This window comes from Nocardia vinacea NBRC 16497 (genome assembly GCF_000308835.1).
Taxonomy (GTDB): domain Bacteria; phylum Actinomycetota; class Actinomycetes; order Mycobacteriales; family Mycobacteriaceae; genus Nocardia; species Nocardia vinacea.
The window spans coordinates 47,227-66,803 of the sequence record NZ_BAGN01000076.1 but is presented as its reverse complement, the minus strand read 5'-3'; the positions used below and the strand labels follow the sequence as shown (position 1 = coordinate 66,803).

At 65.7% G+C, this 19,577-nt stretch carries 20 protein-coding genes; 4 read left to right on the top strand and 16 right to left on the bottom strand.

Annotation, left to right across the window (positions count from 1 at the left end; genetic code table 11):
• Window positions 1-135: 135 nt before the first annotated feature.
• From ON44_RS09320 to recO, 7 genes are all read right to left on the bottom strand, one after another.
• Window positions 136-741 (bottom strand): response regulator transcription factor, encoded by a 606-nt coding sequence (locus tag ON44_RS09320; protein WP_040688024.1) that lies wholly within the window; start codon window positions 739-741, stop codon window positions 136-138.
• A gap of 93 nt (window positions 742-834) precedes the next feature.
• Window positions 835-1,995 (bottom strand): sensor histidine kinase, encoded by a 1,161-nt coding sequence (locus ON44_RS09315; RefSeq protein ID WP_085998503.1) that lies wholly within the window; start codon window positions 1,993-1,995, stop codon window positions 835-837.
• A 340-nt stretch (window positions 1,996-2,335) separates the two neighbouring features.
• Window positions 2,336-3,115, bottom strand: coding sequence for an ABC transporter permease (locus ON44_RS09310; protein WP_040688023.1), 780 nt, complete (start codon window positions 3,113-3,115; stop codon window positions 2,336-2,338).
• Between the two features lies 1 nt (window position 3,116).
• Window positions 3,117-4,079 carry an ABC transporter ATP-binding protein gene (locus ON44_RS09305; protein WP_083897749.1) on the bottom strand — a complete coding sequence of 321 codons (963 nt, stop codon included), beginning with the start codon at window positions 4,077-4,079 and terminating at the stop codon, window positions 3,117-3,119.
• An 84-nt stretch (window positions 4,080-4,163) separates the two neighbouring features.
• A complete protein-coding gene (locus tag ON44_RS09300) occupies window positions 4,164-4,592 on the bottom strand; it encodes a CesT family type III secretion system chaperone (RefSeq protein ID WP_083897748.1) in 429 nt (142 codons plus the stop codon).
• Between the two features lie 13 nt (window positions 4,593-4,605).
• Window positions 4,606-5,403: an isoprenyl transferase gene (locus tag ON44_RS09295; protein ID WP_040688081.1), complete on the bottom strand. Its 798-nt coding sequence runs from the start codon at window positions 5,401-5,403 to the stop codon at window positions 4,606-4,608.
• A gap of 193 nt (window positions 5,404-5,596) precedes the next feature.
• Window positions 5,597-6,370, bottom strand: a complete 774-nt coding sequence (gene recO, locus ON44_RS09290; RefSeq protein WP_040688078.1) for a DNA repair protein RecO — start codon at window positions 6,368-6,370, stop codon at window positions 5,597-5,599.
• 284 nt (window positions 6,371-6,654) lie between these two features.
• Between recO and ON44_RS09285 the strand changes: the two genes are divergently transcribed.
• Window positions 6,655-7,428, top strand: coding sequence for a M15 family metallopeptidase (locus tag ON44_RS09285; protein ID WP_040688021.1), 774 nt, complete (start codon window positions 6,655-6,657; stop codon window positions 7,426-7,428).
• Between the two features lie 94 nt (window positions 7,429-7,522).
• Here the strand turns inward: ON44_RS09285 and ON44_RS09280 are convergent, their stop codons facing one another.
• Window positions 7,523-8,122: a TetR/AcrR family transcriptional regulator gene (locus tag ON44_RS09280; RefSeq protein ID WP_040688019.1), complete on the bottom strand. Its 600-nt coding sequence runs from the start codon at window positions 8,120-8,122 to the stop codon at window positions 7,523-7,525.
• Window positions 8,109-8,975 (bottom strand): alpha/beta fold hydrolase, encoded by an 867-nt coding sequence (locus tag ON44_RS09275; RefSeq protein ID WP_040688016.1) that lies wholly within the window; start codon window positions 8,973-8,975, stop codon window positions 8,109-8,111. Before ON44_RS09275 ends, ON44_RS09280 begins: the two co-directional genes overlap by 14 nt.
• A 162-nt stretch (window positions 8,976-9,137) precedes the next feature.
• Here ON44_RS09275 and ON44_RS09270 point away from each other — a divergent pair, with 162 nt between their 5' ends.
• Window positions 9,138-10,568: an amidase gene (locus ON44_RS09270; RefSeq protein WP_051181802.1), complete on the top strand. Its 1,431-nt coding sequence runs from the start codon at window positions 9,138-9,140 to the stop codon at window positions 10,566-10,568.
• A gap of 632 nt (window positions 10,569-11,200) precedes the next feature.
• Here ON44_RS09270 and era read toward each other — a convergent pair.
• From era to ON44_RS09240, 6 genes are all read right to left on the bottom strand, one after another.
• Entirely contained in the window at window positions 11,201-12,112 is a 912-nt protein-coding gene (gene era / locus ON44_RS09265) for a GTPase Era (RefSeq protein ID WP_040688014.1), read from the bottom strand.
• Window positions 12,105-12,464, bottom strand: a complete 360-nt coding sequence (locus ON44_RS09260; RefSeq protein ID WP_040688013.1) for a cytidine deaminase-like protein — start codon at window positions 12,462-12,464, stop codon at window positions 12,105-12,107. Before ON44_RS09260 ends, era begins: the two co-directional genes overlap by 8 nt.
• Window positions 12,461-13,810 carry a hemolysin family protein gene (locus ON44_RS09255; RefSeq protein ID WP_040688011.1) on the bottom strand — a complete coding sequence of 450 codons (1,350 nt, stop codon included), beginning with the start codon at window positions 13,808-13,810 and terminating at the stop codon, window positions 12,461-12,463. The genes ON44_RS09260 and ON44_RS09255 overlap by 4 nt, the downstream gene beginning before the upstream one ends.
• Window positions 13,807-14,361, bottom strand: coding sequence for an rRNA maturation RNase YbeY (gene ybeY, locus ON44_RS09250; RefSeq protein WP_040688009.1), 555 nt, complete (start codon window positions 14,359-14,361; stop codon window positions 13,807-13,809). The genes ON44_RS09255 and ybeY overlap by 4 nt, the downstream gene beginning before the upstream one ends.
• A 64-nt stretch (window positions 14,362-14,425) precedes the next feature.
• Complete coding sequence (locus tag ON44_RS09245) at window positions 14,426-15,490, bottom strand: PhoH family protein (RefSeq protein WP_040688007.1); 1,065 nt, start codon at window positions 15,488-15,490, stop codon at window positions 14,426-14,428.
• Window positions 15,491-15,735: 245 nt separating this feature from the next.
• Window positions 15,736-16,653 carry a LysR family transcriptional regulator gene (locus ON44_RS09240; protein ID WP_040688004.1) on the bottom strand — a complete coding sequence of 306 codons (918 nt, stop codon included), beginning with the start codon at window positions 16,651-16,653 and terminating at the stop codon, window positions 15,736-15,738.
• A gap of 88 nt (window positions 16,654-16,741) precedes the next feature.
• Between ON44_RS09240 and ON44_RS09235 the strand changes: the two genes are divergently transcribed.
• Both ON44_RS09235 and ON44_RS46620 read left to right on the top strand, forming a co-directional pair.
• Window positions 16,742-17,977: an MFS transporter gene (locus tag ON44_RS09235; protein ID WP_083897747.1), complete on the top strand. Its 1,236-nt coding sequence runs from the start codon at window positions 16,742-16,744 to the stop codon at window positions 17,975-17,977.
• Window positions 17,978-18,290: 313 nt separating this feature from the next.
• Window positions 18,291-18,731: a zinc-ribbon domain-containing protein gene (locus ON44_RS46620; RefSeq protein WP_157187090.1), complete on the top strand. Its 441-nt coding sequence runs from the start codon at window positions 18,291-18,293 to the stop codon at window positions 18,729-18,731.
• A 73-nt stretch (window positions 18,732-18,804) separates the two neighbouring features.
• Here ON44_RS46620 and ON44_RS09225 read toward each other — a convergent pair whose 3' ends face one another.
• Window positions 18,805-19,431 (bottom strand): TetR/AcrR family transcriptional regulator, encoded by a 627-nt coding sequence (locus ON44_RS09225; protein WP_040688002.1) that lies wholly within the window; start codon window positions 19,429-19,431, stop codon window positions 18,805-18,807.
• Window positions 19,432-19,577 lie beyond the last annotated feature (146 nt).

Below are 19,577 nucleotides of genomic sequence, written 5' to 3'. Positions count from 1 at the left end.
GCCCCGGATCCGCGGGCGCCTCAGTCAGAGCGAGGCAAGGTCGCATATCCAGTTGCTACCTCGCACAAGTTGCGGCCTCTGCGAGGAAGGCGCTGGTTATGCGGCAGCTCAGGCCGGCTGCCACCCACCGAGTGCTCAGAGCCAGCCGAGGCGTTCGGCGGCGCGGACGGCCTCGGCGCGGGTGCTGGTTCCGGTTTTGCCGATGACGGATGAAAGGTGGTTGCGGACGGTGCCTTCCGACAGGTGTAACTGTTTGGCGATGGCGCCTGCGGTGGCACCGTCGGCCGCGGCGGCGAGGACCTCGCGTTCGCGGGCGGTCAGTGGCGAAGTACCGACGGTCAAGGTTTCGGTGGCAAGGGCGGGATCGACAACGCGTAAGCCCAGGTGGACTCGGCGCACCGCGTCCGCGAGTTCGCGGGCCGGAGTGTCCTTCACGACGAATCCGCTTGCACCAGCATCGATCGCGCGCCGCAGATAGCCGGGACGGCCGAAGGTCGTGACCATGAGGATACGGAGATCCGGATGAGCGGCATGTAGTTGCGCCGCTACCGCGATGCCGTCCATGCCCGGCATTTCCACATCGAGCAGCACCACATCGGGTGTTGTGCGCGCGACCGCATCGAGGACTTCGTCACCGCGACCGACCTCCGCGACGACTTCCAGATCGGCTTCCAGGCCGAGCAGTGCGGCGAGTGCGCCACGGACGAGTGCCTGGTCGTCGGCGAGGAGCAGGCGGATCATGCGGCATTGTCCTTCGACAACGGGAATTGGCCTGAACGTGCACTTTCGGCCGAATCGCAGCAGAAACCGCACGAGTGCAAACCCATTTCCGGATCACTCGGGCACCGTTGCACGAACACGAACACCTCCCTCGGACGACAACAGCGTCAATGTTCCCCCAGCGGCCCGCACCCGTTCGCGCAGGCCGGACAGTCCCGATCCGGATTCGACGGTCCCCAGCCCGCGACCATCGTCGACGACCTCGATGCTCGTATCGGTCACCGTGACCGTGCAGTGTCGTGCGGCACTGTGTCGAATCACATTGGTGACCGCCTCGCGCAGCACCCACCCGAACAATTCGCTGTGGCGCGTATCGGGTACGGCATCCGGCAGCGCGGCATCGATATCGGCGGCTGCCAGTGCGGTTCGCGCATTGGCCAATTCACCGCGCAGCGATACCTCACGCAGACCGCCGACGGTATCCCGCACTCCGGCCAGCGCCTCCCGCGCCAGCCGCTCGACATCGGCCATCTCGGCCTTCGCCCGCGTCAGATCCACATCGATAAGACGTTGTGCGAGTTCGGTTTTCACCGTGATCACGGTAAGCGAGTGGCCGAGGATATCGTGCACGTCGCGCGCGACCCGGTTGCGTTCCTCGACAATCGCGAGTTCGGCCTGCTGCCGTCCAGCCAGCTCGGCCAATTGCTCGCCACGCACGCCCAACTGCCTGGCCACCCAGATCAGGGCGGGTACGAACGACACCCAGAACGGCACCCCGGACAGGCGCGACAGCACCATCGGCACGAGCAACATCGCCAGCGTCACCGTGAACGCGACATAACCGGATTCGCGCGAGGGCATATGAAAGATCGCGATCACGCCGACGAAGATCAATGTCGGCAGCGCGACCGCGCCGAGCAATGCCATCAACCCCGCGCTGCACGCCGTCATACCGACGAGCACCGGCCACATGCGCCGATCGACCGGCGGCTCCACCAACCGGCTGGTGCCATCGGTCCGCCGGAAGACAATAAAAGAACCGACGATCAGCGCCGCGTACGCGAGCAGTGTCGCGGTCGCCAGACTCGCCGTCGGCTGATCCGCGTCCTGCCAGCTCTGGATGATCGGTCCGATCATGTACGACAGCCACACGACCGACATGAGTCCGCCGAACCACCCGCGCCGCTTCCCGTTCGCCCCGATTCCGCCGTCGCGGACCACCCGATCGAGTAGTTCGGATGCCGCACCACCCCGCAGCACGGACTTCACACGCATCGGCACTCCCACACCAACAGCACGCACGCCGAACCCCGACCTCGGTTGCGCGCACAGTGGTCGATCACGAATCGCGACGCTACCGAACCCGCACTTGTCCGCGCCGCCGAAACCCCACGCCCCGCATGATCTCCGCAGCCGAGCGGCTCCGCCGCGCCAACCGACCCAGGATGACCGCCCGGCATCACGCCGCCGCACAACACCGCCGTGCACGTCACGGCGGACCCGGCACCGTAGGGCCACTGGCCGCGAGCACCGAGCACCGAGCACCGAGCACCGAGCACCGAGCACCGCATAGCCGCCCACCCTCCGGGGCAGGCGGCTGGTCGTCCCCGATCGTTCAACGTGCGGTGTCACGGCGGAACAGAATGGCCGCGCCGCCGACGAAGATCGTGGCCCAGACGACGACATTGAGGATGGCCAGCGCGATCGATCCTGCGCTGGTGTCGCCGAACGGCATGCGGGCCAAGGTGGCGACGCCGTTTGTCGGGAAGATCTTGGAGACCGTCTCGAACCAGCCGTGCAGCGGCATGAACAGGCCGCCCGCGAAGGACAGGCCCGCCAGGGCTGGACCGAGCAGTTGCATGACATTCTCCGAGGGCAGCAGGTAGCCGACGAACAGGCCGAAGGCGGCGAAGACCAGCGAGCAGATCCACGCGAGCAGGAAGCAGCTCACCCAGGCGGTGACCGTCAGGTGGGCGCCGAAGATTCCCCCGATGACGAAGACCGCAATAACCGAGACCAGCCCGAGCACCATCGCGACGGCGACCTTGGTGGCGATGTAGGCGACGGGACGCAATGGGGTGAGCCGCAATTGGCGGCTCCAGCCCTGCGCGCGTTCGATCGCGACCATGGCGCCGCCGCTGGTGGTGGCCAGCATCGCGCCGTACACCGCCATCGACACCATCACATAGCCGGTCACATTGCCCGATCCGAATGACTCTGTCCGGTAATCGGATTGCAGGCCGAAGATGACGAAGAACAGCGGCGGCATGACCAGCGTGAAGATCATGGTCCGCCGATTGCGGAGCATGCGGCGCAGTTCCAGGCGCAGGAAGCCGAGGCTGAAGCCGCCGAGCGAGACGCGCATCGAAACAGCTTGTGGGGCGAGGGTGGTCATTTCAGTTGTCTCCGGTGGTGAGCGCCAGGAATGCGGATTCGAGATTGTGCGAGGTGATTTCGAGATCGACTGCGGTGGTCTCGGTGAGCAGATAGCGGGCGATGGCGTCGGAATCCTTGGTGTGCACGATGATTCGGTCACCGCGCAGCTCGACGTCATCAATGCCCGGAACCGCGAGCAGGAGGGCAGCGTCGGCACCGGGCAGTGTCGCACTGACGGCACGTCCCGCGGCCAGGTTCTTGATCTCGGCGGCACTGCCGTCGGCGACGACCCGGCCCGCACGCACCAGCACGATCCGATCGGCGTATGCGTCGGCCTCATCGAGGTAATGGGTGGCGAACAGGACGGTGCGGCCGCGATCGGAATCCTCGCGCATCGCATTCCAGAATTCCCGGCGTCCTTCGACATCCATGCCGGTAGTCGGCTCGTCGAGCACGATGAGGTCCGGATTCGGCAGCAGCGCGAGCGCGAAGCGCAGCCGCTGCTTCTGACCGCCCGAGCATTTGCCGACCAGCCGACCGCCGATATCGGCGATACCGGCGCGCGCGAGCACCTCATCGACCGAACGCGGATGCGTGTGCAGGGTGGCCACCAGTTGCACGGTCTCGGCGACGGTCAGATCAGGCAGTAGGCCGCCGGACTGCATGACCGCCGAAATACGGCCTGCCGCAAGCGCTTCCGCCGGTGGGCCGCCGAAAACCCGGACACTGCCGGAGTCCGGCGTTGCCAGCCCGAGCAGCATATCGATGGTGGTGGTCTTACCCGCGCCATTGGGGCCGAGGAAGGCGACGATCTCACCCGGCGCGACCACCAGGTCGAGTCCGTCGACGGCATGCACCTCGCCGCCGCCCGGGAGTCCGAAGCTCTTGTGCAGGTCGCGCAGTTCGATCGCGGACGCCGCCCGGTGCCTGGCCGAGCCGCCCGCCGCGGCCGAGATGGCCGTGGATGTCAGTGCCGATGTCATGACTCAACGGTCACGCAAACCGGGGGCCGGTACCTCGCACGAGTGTCACGAACCTGCCATGACATCTGTCATGCGGTCAGCGGTTCAGGGCAGCAGTCCCTGCCTCGCCTTACCCGCACCGGAGAGCACGAGCAGCAGCATGGTCGCCAGCGCCTGATCGTCCAGACCGGCGGCCGGGAAGGTGTAGCGCAACATGACATCGGCCTGGTTGCCGCGGGTGATCAGTGTGATCGAACCGAACTGAATCGCGCTGTTGCGCTCGGCAACTCGCTTGTGCAGTTGCGGCTTGAGTGGTCGGTCCCAGGCCAGTACGCAGGTCAGCGTCAGCACGTCCAGGCCTGGTGCCAGCGTCACCGCGCGCAACGAGCACAGCGCGCCCTGGTATTCGAAGCCGATCGAACCTTCGGGGTCGACGCGCACATCGACGTCGTAGAGCGATAGGCAGGCGCCGGCGCGGGCCTGTAGCTCTTGTTCGGGGGTGACTGCTGCGTCCATATCGGTGCCGCCGTTCATTTGCTGCCGCCGTTCACTTGGTCCCCCCGAAGCGGCGATCACGCGAAGCGTACTGGAGACAGGCCTCCCACAAGTTGCGCCTGTCGAAATCGGGAAACAGCGTGTCCTGGTAGACATACTCGGCATAGGCGGATTGCCAGATGAGGAAGTTCGAACTACGGAATTCGCCGGACGGGCGCAGGAACAGGTCGACGTCCGGCATATCCGGCTCGTCCAGGTATTTGGCGACCGTCGCCTCGGTTACCCGCTCCGGATCGATCTCACCCGCGGCCACACGACGCGCGATTTCCCTTGCCGCATCGGCGATTTCGGCACGACCACCGTAGTTGACGCACATGGTGAGGGTCATCACCGTGTTGTCCTTGGTCAGCTCCTGCGCGGTCTCGAGTTCGTTGATCACGCTGCGCCACAGGCGCGGTCGCCGCCCCGCCCAGCGCACCCGCACACCCATTTCGTGCATCTCGTCGCGGCGGCGGCGGATGACATCCCGGTTGAACCCCATGAGGAAGCGCACTTCCTCCGGGCTGCGCCGCCAGTTCTCGGTGGAGAAGGCGTAGGCCGAGAGCCACTTCACGCCGATCTCGATGCAGCCCTCGACGGTGTCCATCAGGACCGCCTCGCCGCGCTCGTGCCCCGCGGTGCGCGGCAGCCCGCGCTCCTGCGCCCAACGACCGTTGCCGTCCATCACCAGCGCCACATGATTGGGCACCAACTCCGCAGGCAGTTCCGGCGGCGTCGCCCCCGATGGATGCGGCGACGGCGGACGGACGGTGCGTTCGGCACCCGACCGTGCGCTGGTCGACCTGGTCAGCGCGGCAGAGTCTCGACGGAGGATCACGGCATCTATCCTGCCTGATGGTTGTGAAGGGATTGTGCGCACCACCTGATCGGATGCACAGGACGGTTCGGTCTGTGCACCCATTCAACGCAGAAATCCGCGGGAACCCCCGTGAGTGGCGAAAAAGCGGAGGTCAGACCGACCCACACCGCGGAATTGGTGCCGTTCAGCCCGCTTGTCCGGCGGTAGCGGACGCCTTGGCGGTTTCGGGTGAACGCTCGACCAGCGGCAGGGTGCGCAGCTGACGTTCCAGATGCCACTGCAGGTGCGCCGCGACCAGGCCGCTGGCCTGTCTGCGGATCTGTTCGGGAACCTGCTCGACGTACTCCCACTCACCCTTCAACAGGGCGATCAGCAGGTCGAGCACGCCCGGGGCCGGGGTCGCCGAACCGGGCGGGCGGCAGTGCACGCAGACCGCGCCACCGGCGGCGACGTGGAAGGCGCGATGCGGGCCGGGTGTCGCGCAGCGCGCGCATTCGTCCAGCGCGGGGGCCCAACCCGCAAAACCCATGGCGCGCAACAGGTATGCGTCGAGAATCAGCTCGTGCGGGCGCTGTTTGGCGGCGATCGCCCGCAGCGCGCTCGCGGTCAATGCGTGCAGCTTCGGTGCGGGCGCGCGCTCCTCACCGGCCAGCCGCTCCGCGGTCTCCAGTACCGCGCAGGCCGTGGTGTAGCGGCCATAATCGTCGACGATATCGGCGGCGAATGCCTCCATGGTGTGCACCTGGGTGACCGTGTCGAGATTGCGCCCCGGATGCAGTTGCACGTCCACATACGCGAACGGCTCCAACCGCGCCCCGAACCGCGACTTGGTCCGCCGCACCCCCTTGGCCACCGCCCGCACCAACCCGTGCTGCCGCGTCAACAACGTGACAATGCGATCCGCCTCCCCCAGCTTATGCTGGCGAACCACCACCGCCTCATCCCGATACAACCGCACGCCCTCATCCTCCCACGAACCCCCGACCCCCACGCCCAGGCGCGGCCATCGAAACACATCGACACCCTTCGCGGTGATCGAGCATGCCGCATTCGTCATCGAGCGAGCAGGCGACGGCGTAGACGAAGGCCTGATCTTTCTGCTCGTATGAGCGTCAGCAGTTTCATGCGTTGATGGCGGAGAACGGGGTGATTCCCTGGTCGGGTGCGGAGGCGACGGAGTTGGGCGGGCGGTTGCGTGCGCAACTCGGTCCGGGAACGTAGATCGGTGGTTATGATCTGCGGATGCGCGGAATTCGGTTCTGCTCAGCAGTTTTGGCGGCGGTCGCGGCTGTCGGGGTCGCGGGTTGCGGGGAGAAGCCGAGTTCGCCCGCGGCTGATGAGACGGCGTTCGTTTCGGTGACGGAACTCGATCCGACGATCATCGTTGATGCGCGGTACTTCGGGGAGCACAACTTCATCGGTGGGCGGATCAATGGGTATGACGCGCCGAAGTGCTTGCTGACGAAGGAGGCCGCCGCGGCTCTCGCGCAGGTGCAGCGAGAGCTGCAGCCCATGGGGCTCGGGCTGAAGACCTATGACTGCTACCGACCGCAGCGGGCGGTGGACCAATTCGTCAGTTGGGCAAAAGATCTCGGCGATACCAAGATGCGGGCGGAGTTCTATCCGACGGTGGAGAAGGCGAATCTGTTCCGGGACGGGTACATCGCGGAGAAGTCCGGGCACAGCAGGGGCAGCACCTTGGATCTCACGATCGTCACGCTACCGGCCGCCGATCAGGAGCAGTACCACCCCGGCGATCCGCTGCGCGCCTGCACACTGCCCGCCGACCAGCGCTTCCGGGACAACACCCTCGACTTCGGCACGGGCTACGACTGCTTCGATCCACTCGCGCATACGGCCAACCCAGCACCGAGCGGTACCCAGCGGGCACTCCGTGAGCTGCTGGTGAACCTCATGGACGAGCACGGTTTCAAAAACCTCGCCGAAGAGTGGTGGCACTTCACCTTGAAAAACGAGCCGTTCCCGAACACGTACTTCAACTTCCCCATCCAATAACCGGCTCGCCCCGACCTCGCAGAACCAGTGCCCTCCTCACACAAGGTGCAACTTATGCGCGGAGACCACTAGCTATGTGACACCGGCGCACACGTCAAGTGCGGAGAATTCCTCCGATGAGGAGCATCAGGGACTGCTGAGCTTGGGCCTGCGCGGCGGCCTTATCTGTTGCGTGCGCGACGATCAAACCTGCCTCGGTGACCGCGCTGAAGATCAGCTGGGCCAGGACCTGGATCGGCGCATCGGCGATCAGCCCCGCGTCACGGGCGCGTTCCAATTGGGCGATGACCAACCCCAGCCCATGGCGCGCCTCGAATTCGCGAAATGCCTGCCAGCCGAGGACCGCGGGGCCGTCGTAGAGGGTGATGCGGATCATCTCCGGGCGCTGGCAGATCTCCAGGAAGACATTCAGGCCGATGGCCATCGAGGTGAGAATGTCATCGGGATTACCTGCGCCGATGACGTTTTCGATTTCCTGCGTGGTCTCGACCTCTATTTTTTCGAGCACGGCCAGGAACAGACCGCGCTTATCGCCGTAGTGGTGGTGCAGGGCGCCGCGGGTGACTCCCGCCTCGGTCACGAGTTCCTCGGCCGAGGTCGCCGCGAAACCGCGCTCGGCGAACAACCGGCGACCGGCCTGCTCGAGCGCGGCTCGGGTGGCACGGGAGCGATCCTCCTGACTACGGCGTTGCATGCGCCCGAGTGAACTCCAGAATCGTTTCGGAGAGCAACTCGGGCTGATCTTCGGACAGGAAGGTGTAGGAGTCGTCGATGAACTTCAGGGTCGCGTTCGGCAGGTCGGCGGCCAGGCGTTCGGCGAATTTCACCGGGAAGATCTTGTCCTCGCGAGCCCATGCGACCAGCACCGGAACCCGCACCGATGGGAATCGGGTAGCGGCGTCGAGCGTGTAGCGGCGATGCACGGTCTTCAGGAACCGGCGCAGATCCTTGCGGATCGCCGCCGAATTCCGGCTCGGCAGCAGGTAGGAGTCTGCGATCTCCGGCGGGACCGGGCGCTTTGTCACCCAGCCGAACGCGATCGGCAGACGATGCAGTGCACGGATCCGCATCAACTCGGTCAGCGGCCGCAGCGAGCCGGGTACCCGCGCCAGCACAGGCAGCGCCGCGAAGGCAGGCGGGAAGAAAGCCTCGTAGGCGTCGCACGAGGTCAGTACGACGCGGCCGATCCGCTCTGGACGACGGGTCAGCAACAACTGGGTGATCGCGCCGCCGGTGTCATTGGCGACAACGGTGACGTCGGTGAGGTCGAGTCGCTCCAGAAAGTCGGCGATCAGATCGGCGACCCCGGTGGGCGTGAGATCCGCTGCGGGGACCGGGATTTCGTGTGAGCCGAGCGGCAGGTCCGGACTGAGGCAGCGATAGCCCGCCGCCGCGATGGTGGGGACGACATTGCGCCAGAGATCGGAGTTGACGAGCAGGCCGTGCACGAAAACGACCGGCGCGCCCTCCCCTGTGTCGTAGTACCGGATGCGGCCGCCGGGGAGATCCACCTCATGTGCGCGGCCGAGTGACGTACTGATTCCCATGGTTCCTCCATGTGTTGGCAGTTCGTGTCCACCATTACATACATACGGTATGTATGTCTATAGCTCGGCCTCCTACCTGGGGTGGAGATTCGGGAGCCGATGTGGACGATTGACCAGCTCCGCGCTACCGTGCAACGAAAGATCGAAGGAGACGGAGCTCACATGACGGTGTCCGACGCCACCCTGCGCCCATTCGAGACCGCCGAACTCGGCCTCGCCGACTTCGCAGCCGCCCTCGCACAGGGCAGGATCAGCTCCGTGGCCGCGGTCGGCGCCGCACTGGACCGGATCGAGGCGAGTCAGCCGACCCTGAATGCCTTCCGTATCGTCCGGCGCGAAAAGGCACTCGCCGAGGCCGTCGCGGCCGACGAGCGCTTGGCCGCCGGCGAACGTCTCCCTCTGCTCGGCGTGCCGATCGCGATCAAGGACGATACCGATATCGCCGGTGAGCCAACGGCATTCGGCTGCGGTGGCGAGCTCCCGCCGAAAACCGAAGACGCGGAATCGGTTCGACGACTGCGCGCGGCCGGTGCGGTGATCGTCGGCAAGACCAATACCTGCGAACTCGGCCAACTGCCGTTCACCAGCGGCGCCGCCTTCGGCCACACTCGCAACCCATGGGGTGCCGAATACACACCGGGCGGCTCATCCGGCGGTTCCGCGGCTGCCGTCGCGGCCGGATTGGTACCCGCCGCACTGGGTTCCGACGGCGCGGGCTCGGTCCGCATCCCGACCGCGTGGACCAATCTCGTCGGCATCAAACCACAGCGCGGCCGCATCTCCACCTGGCCCGCGGCCGAGGCATTCCACGGCCTCACCGTGAACGGACCGTTGGCCCGAACCGTCGCCGATGCCGCCCTGCTGCTCGACACCGCCGCCGGACCGCATCCCGGCGATCTGCACACCCCCGAACCGCTCACCATCTCCGATGCCGTCGGCCGCGATCCAGGACGACTACGCATCGCCCTCTCGCTGCGAATCCCGTTCACCGCCACCAGAACCGCGCTACATCCGGAGGTCGAAGTCGCGGTGCAGCGCATCGCCACCACACTGCGCCGCCTCGGTCATTCGGTAACCGTGGCGGATCTGCACTACGGCATCATGATCGGTGCGTCCTTCCTACCGCGCTCGCTGGCGGGGGTCCGCCACGTCTACGACAAAATGCCTGGCATACAAGTGGATCCACGCACCACCGCGAACGTCCGGTTCGGCCGCGCACTCAGCGGACCCGCACTGTTCGCGGCACGTCAGGCGGAAACGTTGCTGCACAAGCAAATCGGCGGCTTCTTCCGCGACTACGATCTGGTGCTGGCCCCGACCACCGCGACTCCCCCGCCACGCGCCGAAGAGATCGACGGTATCGGCGTCAACGCCACCAACGACCTCATCACGGCCGCATGCCCGTATACCTGGCCCTGGAATGTACTCGGCTGGCCCGCGGTGAATGTCCCAGCCGGATTCACCGACACCGGCCTGCCGGTGGGCGCACAACTCATGGGCACCGCGAACACCGAGCCGCTCCTGGTTTCCGTTGCCGCACAACTGGAATCGGAACTGCGCTGGGAGCGCCACCGCCCCGAGCCGTGGTGGTGAGTCCAGCGTTCGGGCAGGGTCCAGACCTCGGTATCGCTCTTGGTACCCGTCCGGACCCCGGCCGTTGACGGCGCCCTGCGGATACATCAGCAAACACTGCCGCGGCTGGCTGGACTTCCCGAGGACGGTGGCAATGAGAATGCCGATGGTCGACTCGGCGGCCACTCGACCTCGGGAGAAGTACAGACTCCGAGATAGTCGGTGCCGCGCAGTTGCAGTGCGATGGCGGCGCGATTGACATCGCGGGCGCGCTCGGGCCGGGCACGATTGGCACGGACCACACCGGCTACGTCGTAGACCAGTCCGGTGCGGTCGCCGCCGCGGCGGATGGTAGTGCGCCAGATCGGGGTAGGCAGCGAGATCCGCTACAAGCCTGGGCAATTCACCGCACCTGCAAGTCCAGGGTGGGCGCTTCGCTGCCGATCACACCGTTGCCGCGCACGCACTCCGCGCCGCCCCGATCGCCCGCGCCGTCTCCGCGCTGGTGTATGTCCCGGCGCTGCGCGGCGTCTCTTGCTCAGTGACCTCCCCGTGGTTCAGTAGTACGACGTACAAGACCTTTCGGTGCTCGACCGGTACGTTTCGCCACCAGCGTTCGAGGAGGTCCCGGCGACAGCGGGGATATCCCTGCGTCAGAACCCGAGCTTGCCAAGCTGTTTCGGGTCGCGCTGCCAATCCTTGGCAACCTTGACATGCAGGTGTAGGTAGATGCGGACGCCGAGGATGTGTTCGATTTGTTTGCGGGCGTTGGTGCCTACCTCTTTGAGGCGGGCACCGCCCTTGCCGATGATGATGGCCTTCTGCGAGGCGCGTTCGACGTAGAGCAGGGCGTGCACGTCGAGCAGGTCTTCGTTTTCTTCGCGCGGGAGGACTTCTTCGATAACCACGGCGAGCGAATGCGGGAGCTCGTCGCGGACACCCTCCAGGGCGGCTTCGCGGATGAGCTCGGCCATCAGGGTTTCCTCGGGCTCGTCGGTGAGCTCGCCGTCGGGGTAGAAGGCCGGTCCCTCAGGCATTTTCGAGGCGATGACGTCGACGAGGACCTCGACCTGTTCGCCCTTGACGGCGGAGACCGGTACGACATCGTGGTCCGGGCCGAGCAGTCGCGACAGCGCCATCAGCTGTTCGGCGACCTGGTCGCGGCTCACCTTGTCGATCTTGGTGACCACACCGAGCAGAGTGGTCTTCGGCGCCATCTGCTTGATCTGCTGCAGGATCCATTTGTCGCCGGGGCCGATTTTCTCATCGGCCGGAATACACAGGGCGATCACGTCGACTTCGGAATACGTATCGCGGACAAGGTCGTTCAGGCGTTGGCCGAGCAGAGTGCGCGGGCGGTGCAGACCGGGGGTGTCGACCAGGATGAGCTGGGCGTGCTCGCGGTGCACGATGCCGCGGATGGTGTGGCGGGTGGTCTGCGGGCGCGAGGAGGTGATCGCGATCTTCTGGCCGACCAGCGCATTGGTCAGCGTCGACTTGCCGGTATTCGGACGGCCGACGAAACAGACGAAGCCGGAACGGAATTCGGTGGATGTATCAGCCACCCTGCACCTCCGCGCCTGCGGCATCGTCGACGATCTCGAAGACCGCGCCCGAGCGGTCGGTGAAGACGATGCGCGCCTCGGGCGAAACCTCGCGAATCGCGAAGACGCCCGGATCCGATAGCTTGCCGCTGACGACCACGGCCGCCTCGAATCCCTCTGCGCCACTGGAGATCGCGGCCGCGACGGCGGCCTGCAAGGCGGTCAGTCGCAGGGACTGCAGGGCGACATCACCAGCCGCGTAGGTGCGGCCGTCGGTATCGCGGATGGCCGCGCCCGAGTTGCCGCCGGTGCGGCCGAGCGCGCCCTTGGCCAGCACCACGAGTTTGGTGTCCTCGGCGTCCAATTCGGTCATTCGCTGTCTCCGTTCTCATCACGATCGGTCGGGATTTCCCGCTCGGATCCGTTACTTTTGCGCTTGCCGTTGGCCTTCTCGGCATGCGATTTCTCCAGCGCCTTGCGCACCACGACGGTGTGCACCCGCACCCGTCCCCGCGCGTCCGCACCGCCTTCGCCACGCAGCACCAGGCCGTGCACAACGGCTTTGGAGCCGGGCAGCGGCACCCGGCCCAGTGCGTGGGCGAGTAGGCCGCCGACGGTATCGACGTCCTCCTCCTCGATTTCCAGGCCGTACAGTTCGGCCAGATCGTCGACCGACAGTCGAGCCGAAACCCGGTAGCGGCCCTCGCCGAGGTCCTCGATGGGTGGGGTTTCGTCGGTGTCGTATTCGTCGGCGATCTCACCGACGATCTCCTCGAGCACATCCTCGATGGTCACCAGTCCGGCAATGCCGCCGTATTCGTCGACCAGTAGCGCCATATGGTTTCTGCGGCGCTGCATTTCGTCGAGCAGGCTGTCCAGCGGTTTGGAGTCGGGCATGAACACCGCCGGGCGCATGGCATCGCGCACCTGCACCTTGCGACTTCTATCCGCATACGGCACAAGGTCTTTCAGATATACCACGCCGAGGATGTCGTCTACGTTCTCGCCGACCACCGGAATGCGGGAGTGTCCACTGCGCACCGCGAGCGACATCGCCTGTGCCGCAGTCTTATCCGCCTCGATCCAGACCATTTCGGTGCGCGGCACCATGACCGCGCGGGCCGGGGTATCGCCGAGTTCGAAGACCGACTGGATCATGCGGCGTTCGTCGTCGGCCACCACACCGCGTTCACTGGCCATCTCGACCACTTCCCGCAGCTCGATCTCGGATGCGAAGGGGCCGTTGCGAAATCCCTTACCCGGGGTGATCGCATTGCCGATGAGGATCAGCAGCCTGCTGACCGGACCGAGCACCGTGCCGATGAACTGCAGCGGCAGCGCCGAGGCCAATGCGATGGAGTAGGCGTGCTGACGCCCGAGTGTGCGCGGTCCGACTCCGATCACCACATAGTCCACCAGCACCATGACGGCCGCGGTGAACAGCAGCGCCCAATTGTCGTCCCACAGCGGAATCAGCGCCGCCGCCAACAGCACCGTCGCGCATATCTCGCACAGAATACGAAGCAGCACAAGCAGATTCACATATCGTGGCCGATCGGCCACGATCCTGGTCAGCCGCACCGCGCCGGGCCGCTCCGCCCGCACCATATCGTCGAGACGCGCCGGTGAGATGGTGTTCAGCGCCGAATCGACTCCGGCGAACACCCCACCGACCGGGACGAGCAGAACCGCCAGCAGGATCAGAGTCAGCGAACTCACGCGGGGCCTAGCGCCTCACCGGGCGTTGTGAAACCGGCCTTCCCCAGCAGCCGGGCATCGCGCTCGGCCAATTCGGCTCGCCGCTGTGCCTCGCGCAGGCTCTCGTACCACTCCTCGAGCAGCCGTGCCTGCAGCGCGAACATCTCCTTCTCCTCCTCCGGCTCGGCATGGTCGTAGCCGAGCAGGTGGAGCACACCGTGCACGGTGAGCAGCGCGAGTTCGTGATCGAGCGAGTGACCGGCCTTGCGGGCCTGGCCGGCGGCGAATTCGGGGCACAGCACGATATCGCCGAGCATGGACGGACCCGGTTCGGCACTGTCCGGTCGGCCACCGGGCTCCAGTTCGTCCATGGGGAAGGACATGACATCGGTCGGGCCGGGTAGGTCCATCCAGCGCATGTGCAGATCCGCCATGGTGTCGAGATCGACGAGCACCATCGACAGCTCGGCCGCCGGATGCACGTCCATCCGGCCGATCACGAATCGCGCGACACTGACCAGGTCTTCTTCGGGTACGTCGACACCCGACTCGTTGGCGATCTCGATGCTCACCTGATCAGGGTATTCGGTGTGCCCGGGCCCGCACCGCGCGGCTGGCCCGGACACGTCCGTCCCACTATCGCCGATCTCCCCGGCTCGCGGCACGACGCTGTGCGCGATTGCCCGGATAGTGCGGTCCGACCTGGGTGACCCGCTCGGCCTCGGCCCGCTCGTAGGCGTCGACAATATCGGAGACCAACCGGTGCCGAACCACATCGCTGCTGGTCAGCTGGGCGAAATGGATATCTTCGATGCCGGTCAGGATCTCACTCGCCGCGCGCAGACCCGAGCGCGCGCCATTGGGCAGGTCGACCTGGGTGACGTCACCGGTCACCACGATCTTCGAACCGAATCCGAGCCGGGTGAGGAACATCTTCATCTGCTCGGCCGTGGTGTTCTGCGCCTCGTCGAGAATGATGAACGAATCGTTCAGCGTGCGACCTCGCATATACGCCAGCGGCGCGACCTCGATGACACCGGCCGCCATCAGCTTCGGAATGGCCTCCGGATCCATCATGTCGTGCAGCGCGTCGTAGAGCGGGCGCAGATACGGATCGATCTTCTCGTTCAGCGTGCCGGGCAGGAAGCCGAGCCGCTCGCCCGCCTCGACGGCGGGACGGGTGAGGATGATCCGGTTGACCTGCTTGGTCTGCAATGCCTGCACGGCCTTGGCCATCGCCAGATACGTCTTGCCGGTACCCGCGGGGCCGATGCCGAACACGATGGTGTTGGCGTCGATTGCGTCGACGTAGCGCTTCTGGTTGAGCGTCTTGGGCCGGATGGTCTTGCCGCGTCGGGACAGGATGTCCAGGCTCAGTACCTCGGCCGGGGATTCCGAGGAACCCTCGGTGAGCATGGATACCGTGTGGCGCACCGCCTCCGGGGTCACCACTCGATTGCGACCGGTCAGCGCGACGAGCTGTTCGATCACCCGCTCGGCCAGCGCGACATCGGCCGCCTTACCGGTGAGGGTCACGGAATTGCCGCGGACATGGATATCCGCATCCAGCAGCTGCTCGAGTTCACGCAGGTTCTGGTCGGCCGAACCGAGGAACGGGAACACGGATTCGGGAGCGAGTTCGATACTGGAACGCACGGTGCGTGCTGCCGGGCCCGAGCCGTTGTCTGCACCACCGGGCATGGAAGCCGACGAAGTCGGCGGGGTGGGTGAGCTCAGGCCTGCAGTGGGGGTAGTCGGGTCGCCGATCTCGCCTTGTGTTCTCAAAAGTGGCTATAGCCTGCTTTCCGGTCTCGAATTGCTGCGTCGTTGATGAAAGTTTAACGCGCCGCACTGACAACACGCAGTGAATAAACCGCTACCTCGGCCGTCGCGATTGCTTGCGGATCGTTCGAAGCGGTAAGTAGCGATTGCCTGCTGATCGCTACTTACCGTCGTGGCATCTGGATTCCCACGCGCCGGCGTGCCCAATCCTCGGTGAAGTCACGAAATCGACGCACCGCATCCGATGGTGGGGCGGTCGCCGACCAGATCAGCCCCACATCGCGGGCCGCTGCGGCATCGGCGAGCGGCACGGTCACGATGCCCGATAGCGAACCGGCTGCGGGCGTGCGATCTTCCAGCGGCAGCAGCGCGACGCCGAGTCCGGCCGCGACCAGACCCGCGGCGGTGAGCAGATCGCTCGATTCGAAGGCGATGCGGGGGCGGATATTCGCGGCGGCACAGAGTTCGTCGAGAATGCGGCGCATACCGAAACCCGAGTGCATGGTGATGAATTCGGCGTCGCCGAGCTCGGCGAGACGGATCTGTCGGCGGGCGGCGAGCCGATGTTCCGCGGGCACGGCCAGCGCGAGCGGCTGCGCGAGCAGTTTGCGCCAGCCGATGCCCGGGACCGACGGACGGGGCGACACGATCGCCAAATCCGCTGTGCCGTCGACTATCTGATCGATTACCGCATCGAACGCACCCTGCCAGAGGGTGAACGAGATGCGGGACGAACCGCGCCGGAAGCCGCCGATCAGTTGCGGGATCAGCCAGCTGCCGAAGGAGTGCTGAAACGACAGGCGGACAACGCCTTTCGCGGGATCAGCGAGGTCGGCGACGGCCTGGGCGGCGGCATCGAGTTCGGACTGGGCACGGCGGGCGTGTTCGTAGTAGGTCCGGCCGAATTCGTTCAGCACGATGCGTTTTCCGTGGCGGTCGAAGAGTTCGACGCCGAGACGGCGCTCGAGGCGGGCCAGCATGCGCGAGAGCGTCGGCTGGGCGATATGCAGCCGCTCGGCGGCCGCGCCGACTCGCTCCAGCTCGGCGAGTGTCGTGAACCACAGCAGGTCGTCACCCAGCACGTACGGACCTTTCCTTATGCATCTGGCGCATTAGAAACCAGATTACTATTCATTTCCCTTCTTAATGACGAGTCTCGATCCTGGTGCCATGACCAGCACGGATATCCGTTCGACCAGCACATCGCACGAACGTCGGATCACTACTGCGCTGTTCGCCGCAGGGCTGGCCACCTTCGTGTCGATGTACAGCGCGCAGGCGTTGCTGCCGAGTCTGTCGGCCGCATTCGGAGTCGCCCCGGCGCAGGCCGCGCTGGCCGTGTCGTTGACCACCGGGTTTCTCGCGCTGGCGATCGTGCCGGTCAGTGCGTTGTCCTCACGAATAGGACGGACCAGGGTGATGACGGGGTCGGCGCTGATGTCTGCGGCCATCGGTCTGCTGCTGCCGTTGAGTCCATCGTTGGAGGTGCTGTTGGTAGGGCGGGCGCTACAGGGCGTGGCGTTGGCCGGAGTGCCCGCGGTCGCGATGGCGTATTTGGCGGAGGAGATCGGTGGGGACGGGTTGGGCGCGGCGATGGGTGTTTATGTCGCGGGCACGTCGATCGGCGGGTTGGCTGGGCGGTTGATTCCGGCATTCGCTTTGGATCTGACCTCGTGGCGCTGGGCCGAGGCCGCGGTTGGCGTTGCGGCTGCCGGTTGCACCGTTTGGTTCGTGCGGGGGTTGCCGCCGTCGCGTGGGTTCGTCGCTCGACCCGCCGGAATGCGTACCGTGCTGCGCGATATCGGCGCGCCGTTGCGGCACGGCGGGCTGCTGGCGCTGTTCGGGTTGGCCTTCGTATTGGTCGGCGGATTCGTATCGATCTACAACTTCCTCGGCTATCGGCTGACCCGGCCACCGTTCGAATTGCCTGCGGCCGTTGCGGGTTCGGTGTTCCTGCTGTACCTGGCAGGCACTCTCGCCTCGGCCGCGGCCGGGCGTTGGGCCGATCGCATCGGTAAGCACCGTGTGCTCGCAGCCTCCGTCGCGCTGATGGGCATCGGAATACTGGTCACCATTCCGGACCAGTTGATCGCGGTCATCTTGGGGATAACACTTTGCACCGCAGGGTTTTTCGGTGCCCACGCGGTGGCGAGCACCTGGGTCGGCACGATAGCTCCCGGTGGCGCCGCATCATCGCTGTACTTGTTCACCTACTACCTCGGCAGCGCCATCATCGGTGGTACGGCAGGCATCGCATATGCGAAGGGAGGATGGGTCGGTCTGGCGGCCTGCGTCGGGGCGCTGCTGGCCGTGGCCGCGGTTCTGGTGTGGTACTTGATGATTCACGCTCGCCGCGGAGTCGGAACCGTTGCCGCTTCCGAAGTATGCGCGGCGCCGACGGCGTGATATCCGACGGTCGCCCGAGGCGTCGGCGTTCATGACCGCTAGGTCGCAGGCCAACGATCTCGGGGCCCAGGGCGAAGGGACTGTACACACCTGAGTTCGGACGTTTTCAGCAATCGAATGGCAATGTCGCTGGATACCGATCCACCGATAACACCGCAGGATTCTGGCCATATGCGCCAACCGCAGAGGTGGCCGCCTGTTAACTAGATAGGTCGCTCGGCCGATCTACTACTGTGACCGACATCAGATTCTCTTTCTTCGGGGGTTTCACATGCTGATCTTCGGCTGGCAGAGGCGTCTCCACACGCTCGCCATGATCACCTTGGTCTGCGGCCGCTGCGGCAACCCCGCCGCGCACGCGCTGCGCAGACTCGCCACCACATTCACAGTCTTCTTCATCCCGATCCTCCCGCTCGGCAACAAGCACTACATGGAATGCACTTGGTGCGGCGCATCGACACCCCTCGCCGTACCCCAAGTCACCGGCCTCATCGCACGCGCCAATGCCGAGAAAATGGGCTCCGCCCAGTACCAGCAGCCTGCCCCAGGCCCGAACGGCCAGTGGCCCGCCCCCGGCACACCCAACACCCACCCGCAACAGTCCGCCCCGGCCGCACCCAACACCAATTGGCAGCAGCAGCCCGCTCTTGGCGTACCCAACGCCTACCCGCAGCAGCCTGCTCCCAGCACACCCAACGCCTCCTGGCAGCAGCAGCCCGCCCCCGGCGCGCCGAACGGCCCGTGGCAGCGCTGACCCAATCGAGGGTCGGCCCGCGACGACCGTAGCCGAATGGCAGCACGCCCCCGAACACACGGCAACAACCGGGTCAGCCCCCGCCTCGTCCGTTCGGCTTCGGTTGCGCGATGATCGCGGCCCCCATCCAGCGTCGTAAATATCGACGCAGCTCACCGTCGCTCCGTGGCGGATTGCCCGGGGAAACGAAGAACGACTGCATCGTTCGCAGAATGTATTCGACGAGTTCGTGCAGCGATGTGTCGTCGTATCCGTACCGCTCCCAATCGACGTCGAAGCGCTTGATCATCGTCATGCCGAAGGTTTGCGCCTCTTGGGAGGTAAGGCTTTCGGGGTGCACATTCGAATATGTGCTGGAGAGCAGAATGCCCAGGTGGGGCGTCCGACGCACCTCGGCCAGCGTGTAGACCACGCCCTCGGTCATGGCTTCGACCGGGTCCTCGATACCGCTGACCTGCTGTGTCAGCCGATCCAGAAAGCCGTCGACCGACGCGATCGCCGCGGCCTGCATCAGCGCGTCCGCACTGGGGAAGTATCGGTACACCGTCTGACGGATGACACCCAGTGACTCCGCGACATCGGCGATGCTGATCTCCGAACCTGTCCGTCCGATCAGATCTACTGCGGCGGCGACTATTCGACGGGACGCTTCTTCATCGCTGTTCGGCGGACTCCCGCCCCACCCGCGCCTTCCTGCCACTGCTCGCTTCCTCGGTTCGAACGATGTCCCTCGTATGCGAAACCGACAGCGGGACAACCCCGCCGACCGTCCAGATCAGGGGCTCGACGCTACCACAGGGCCGTCGTCGCCCCAGCTCGAGCAATTCTGATCATACACTCGATCCG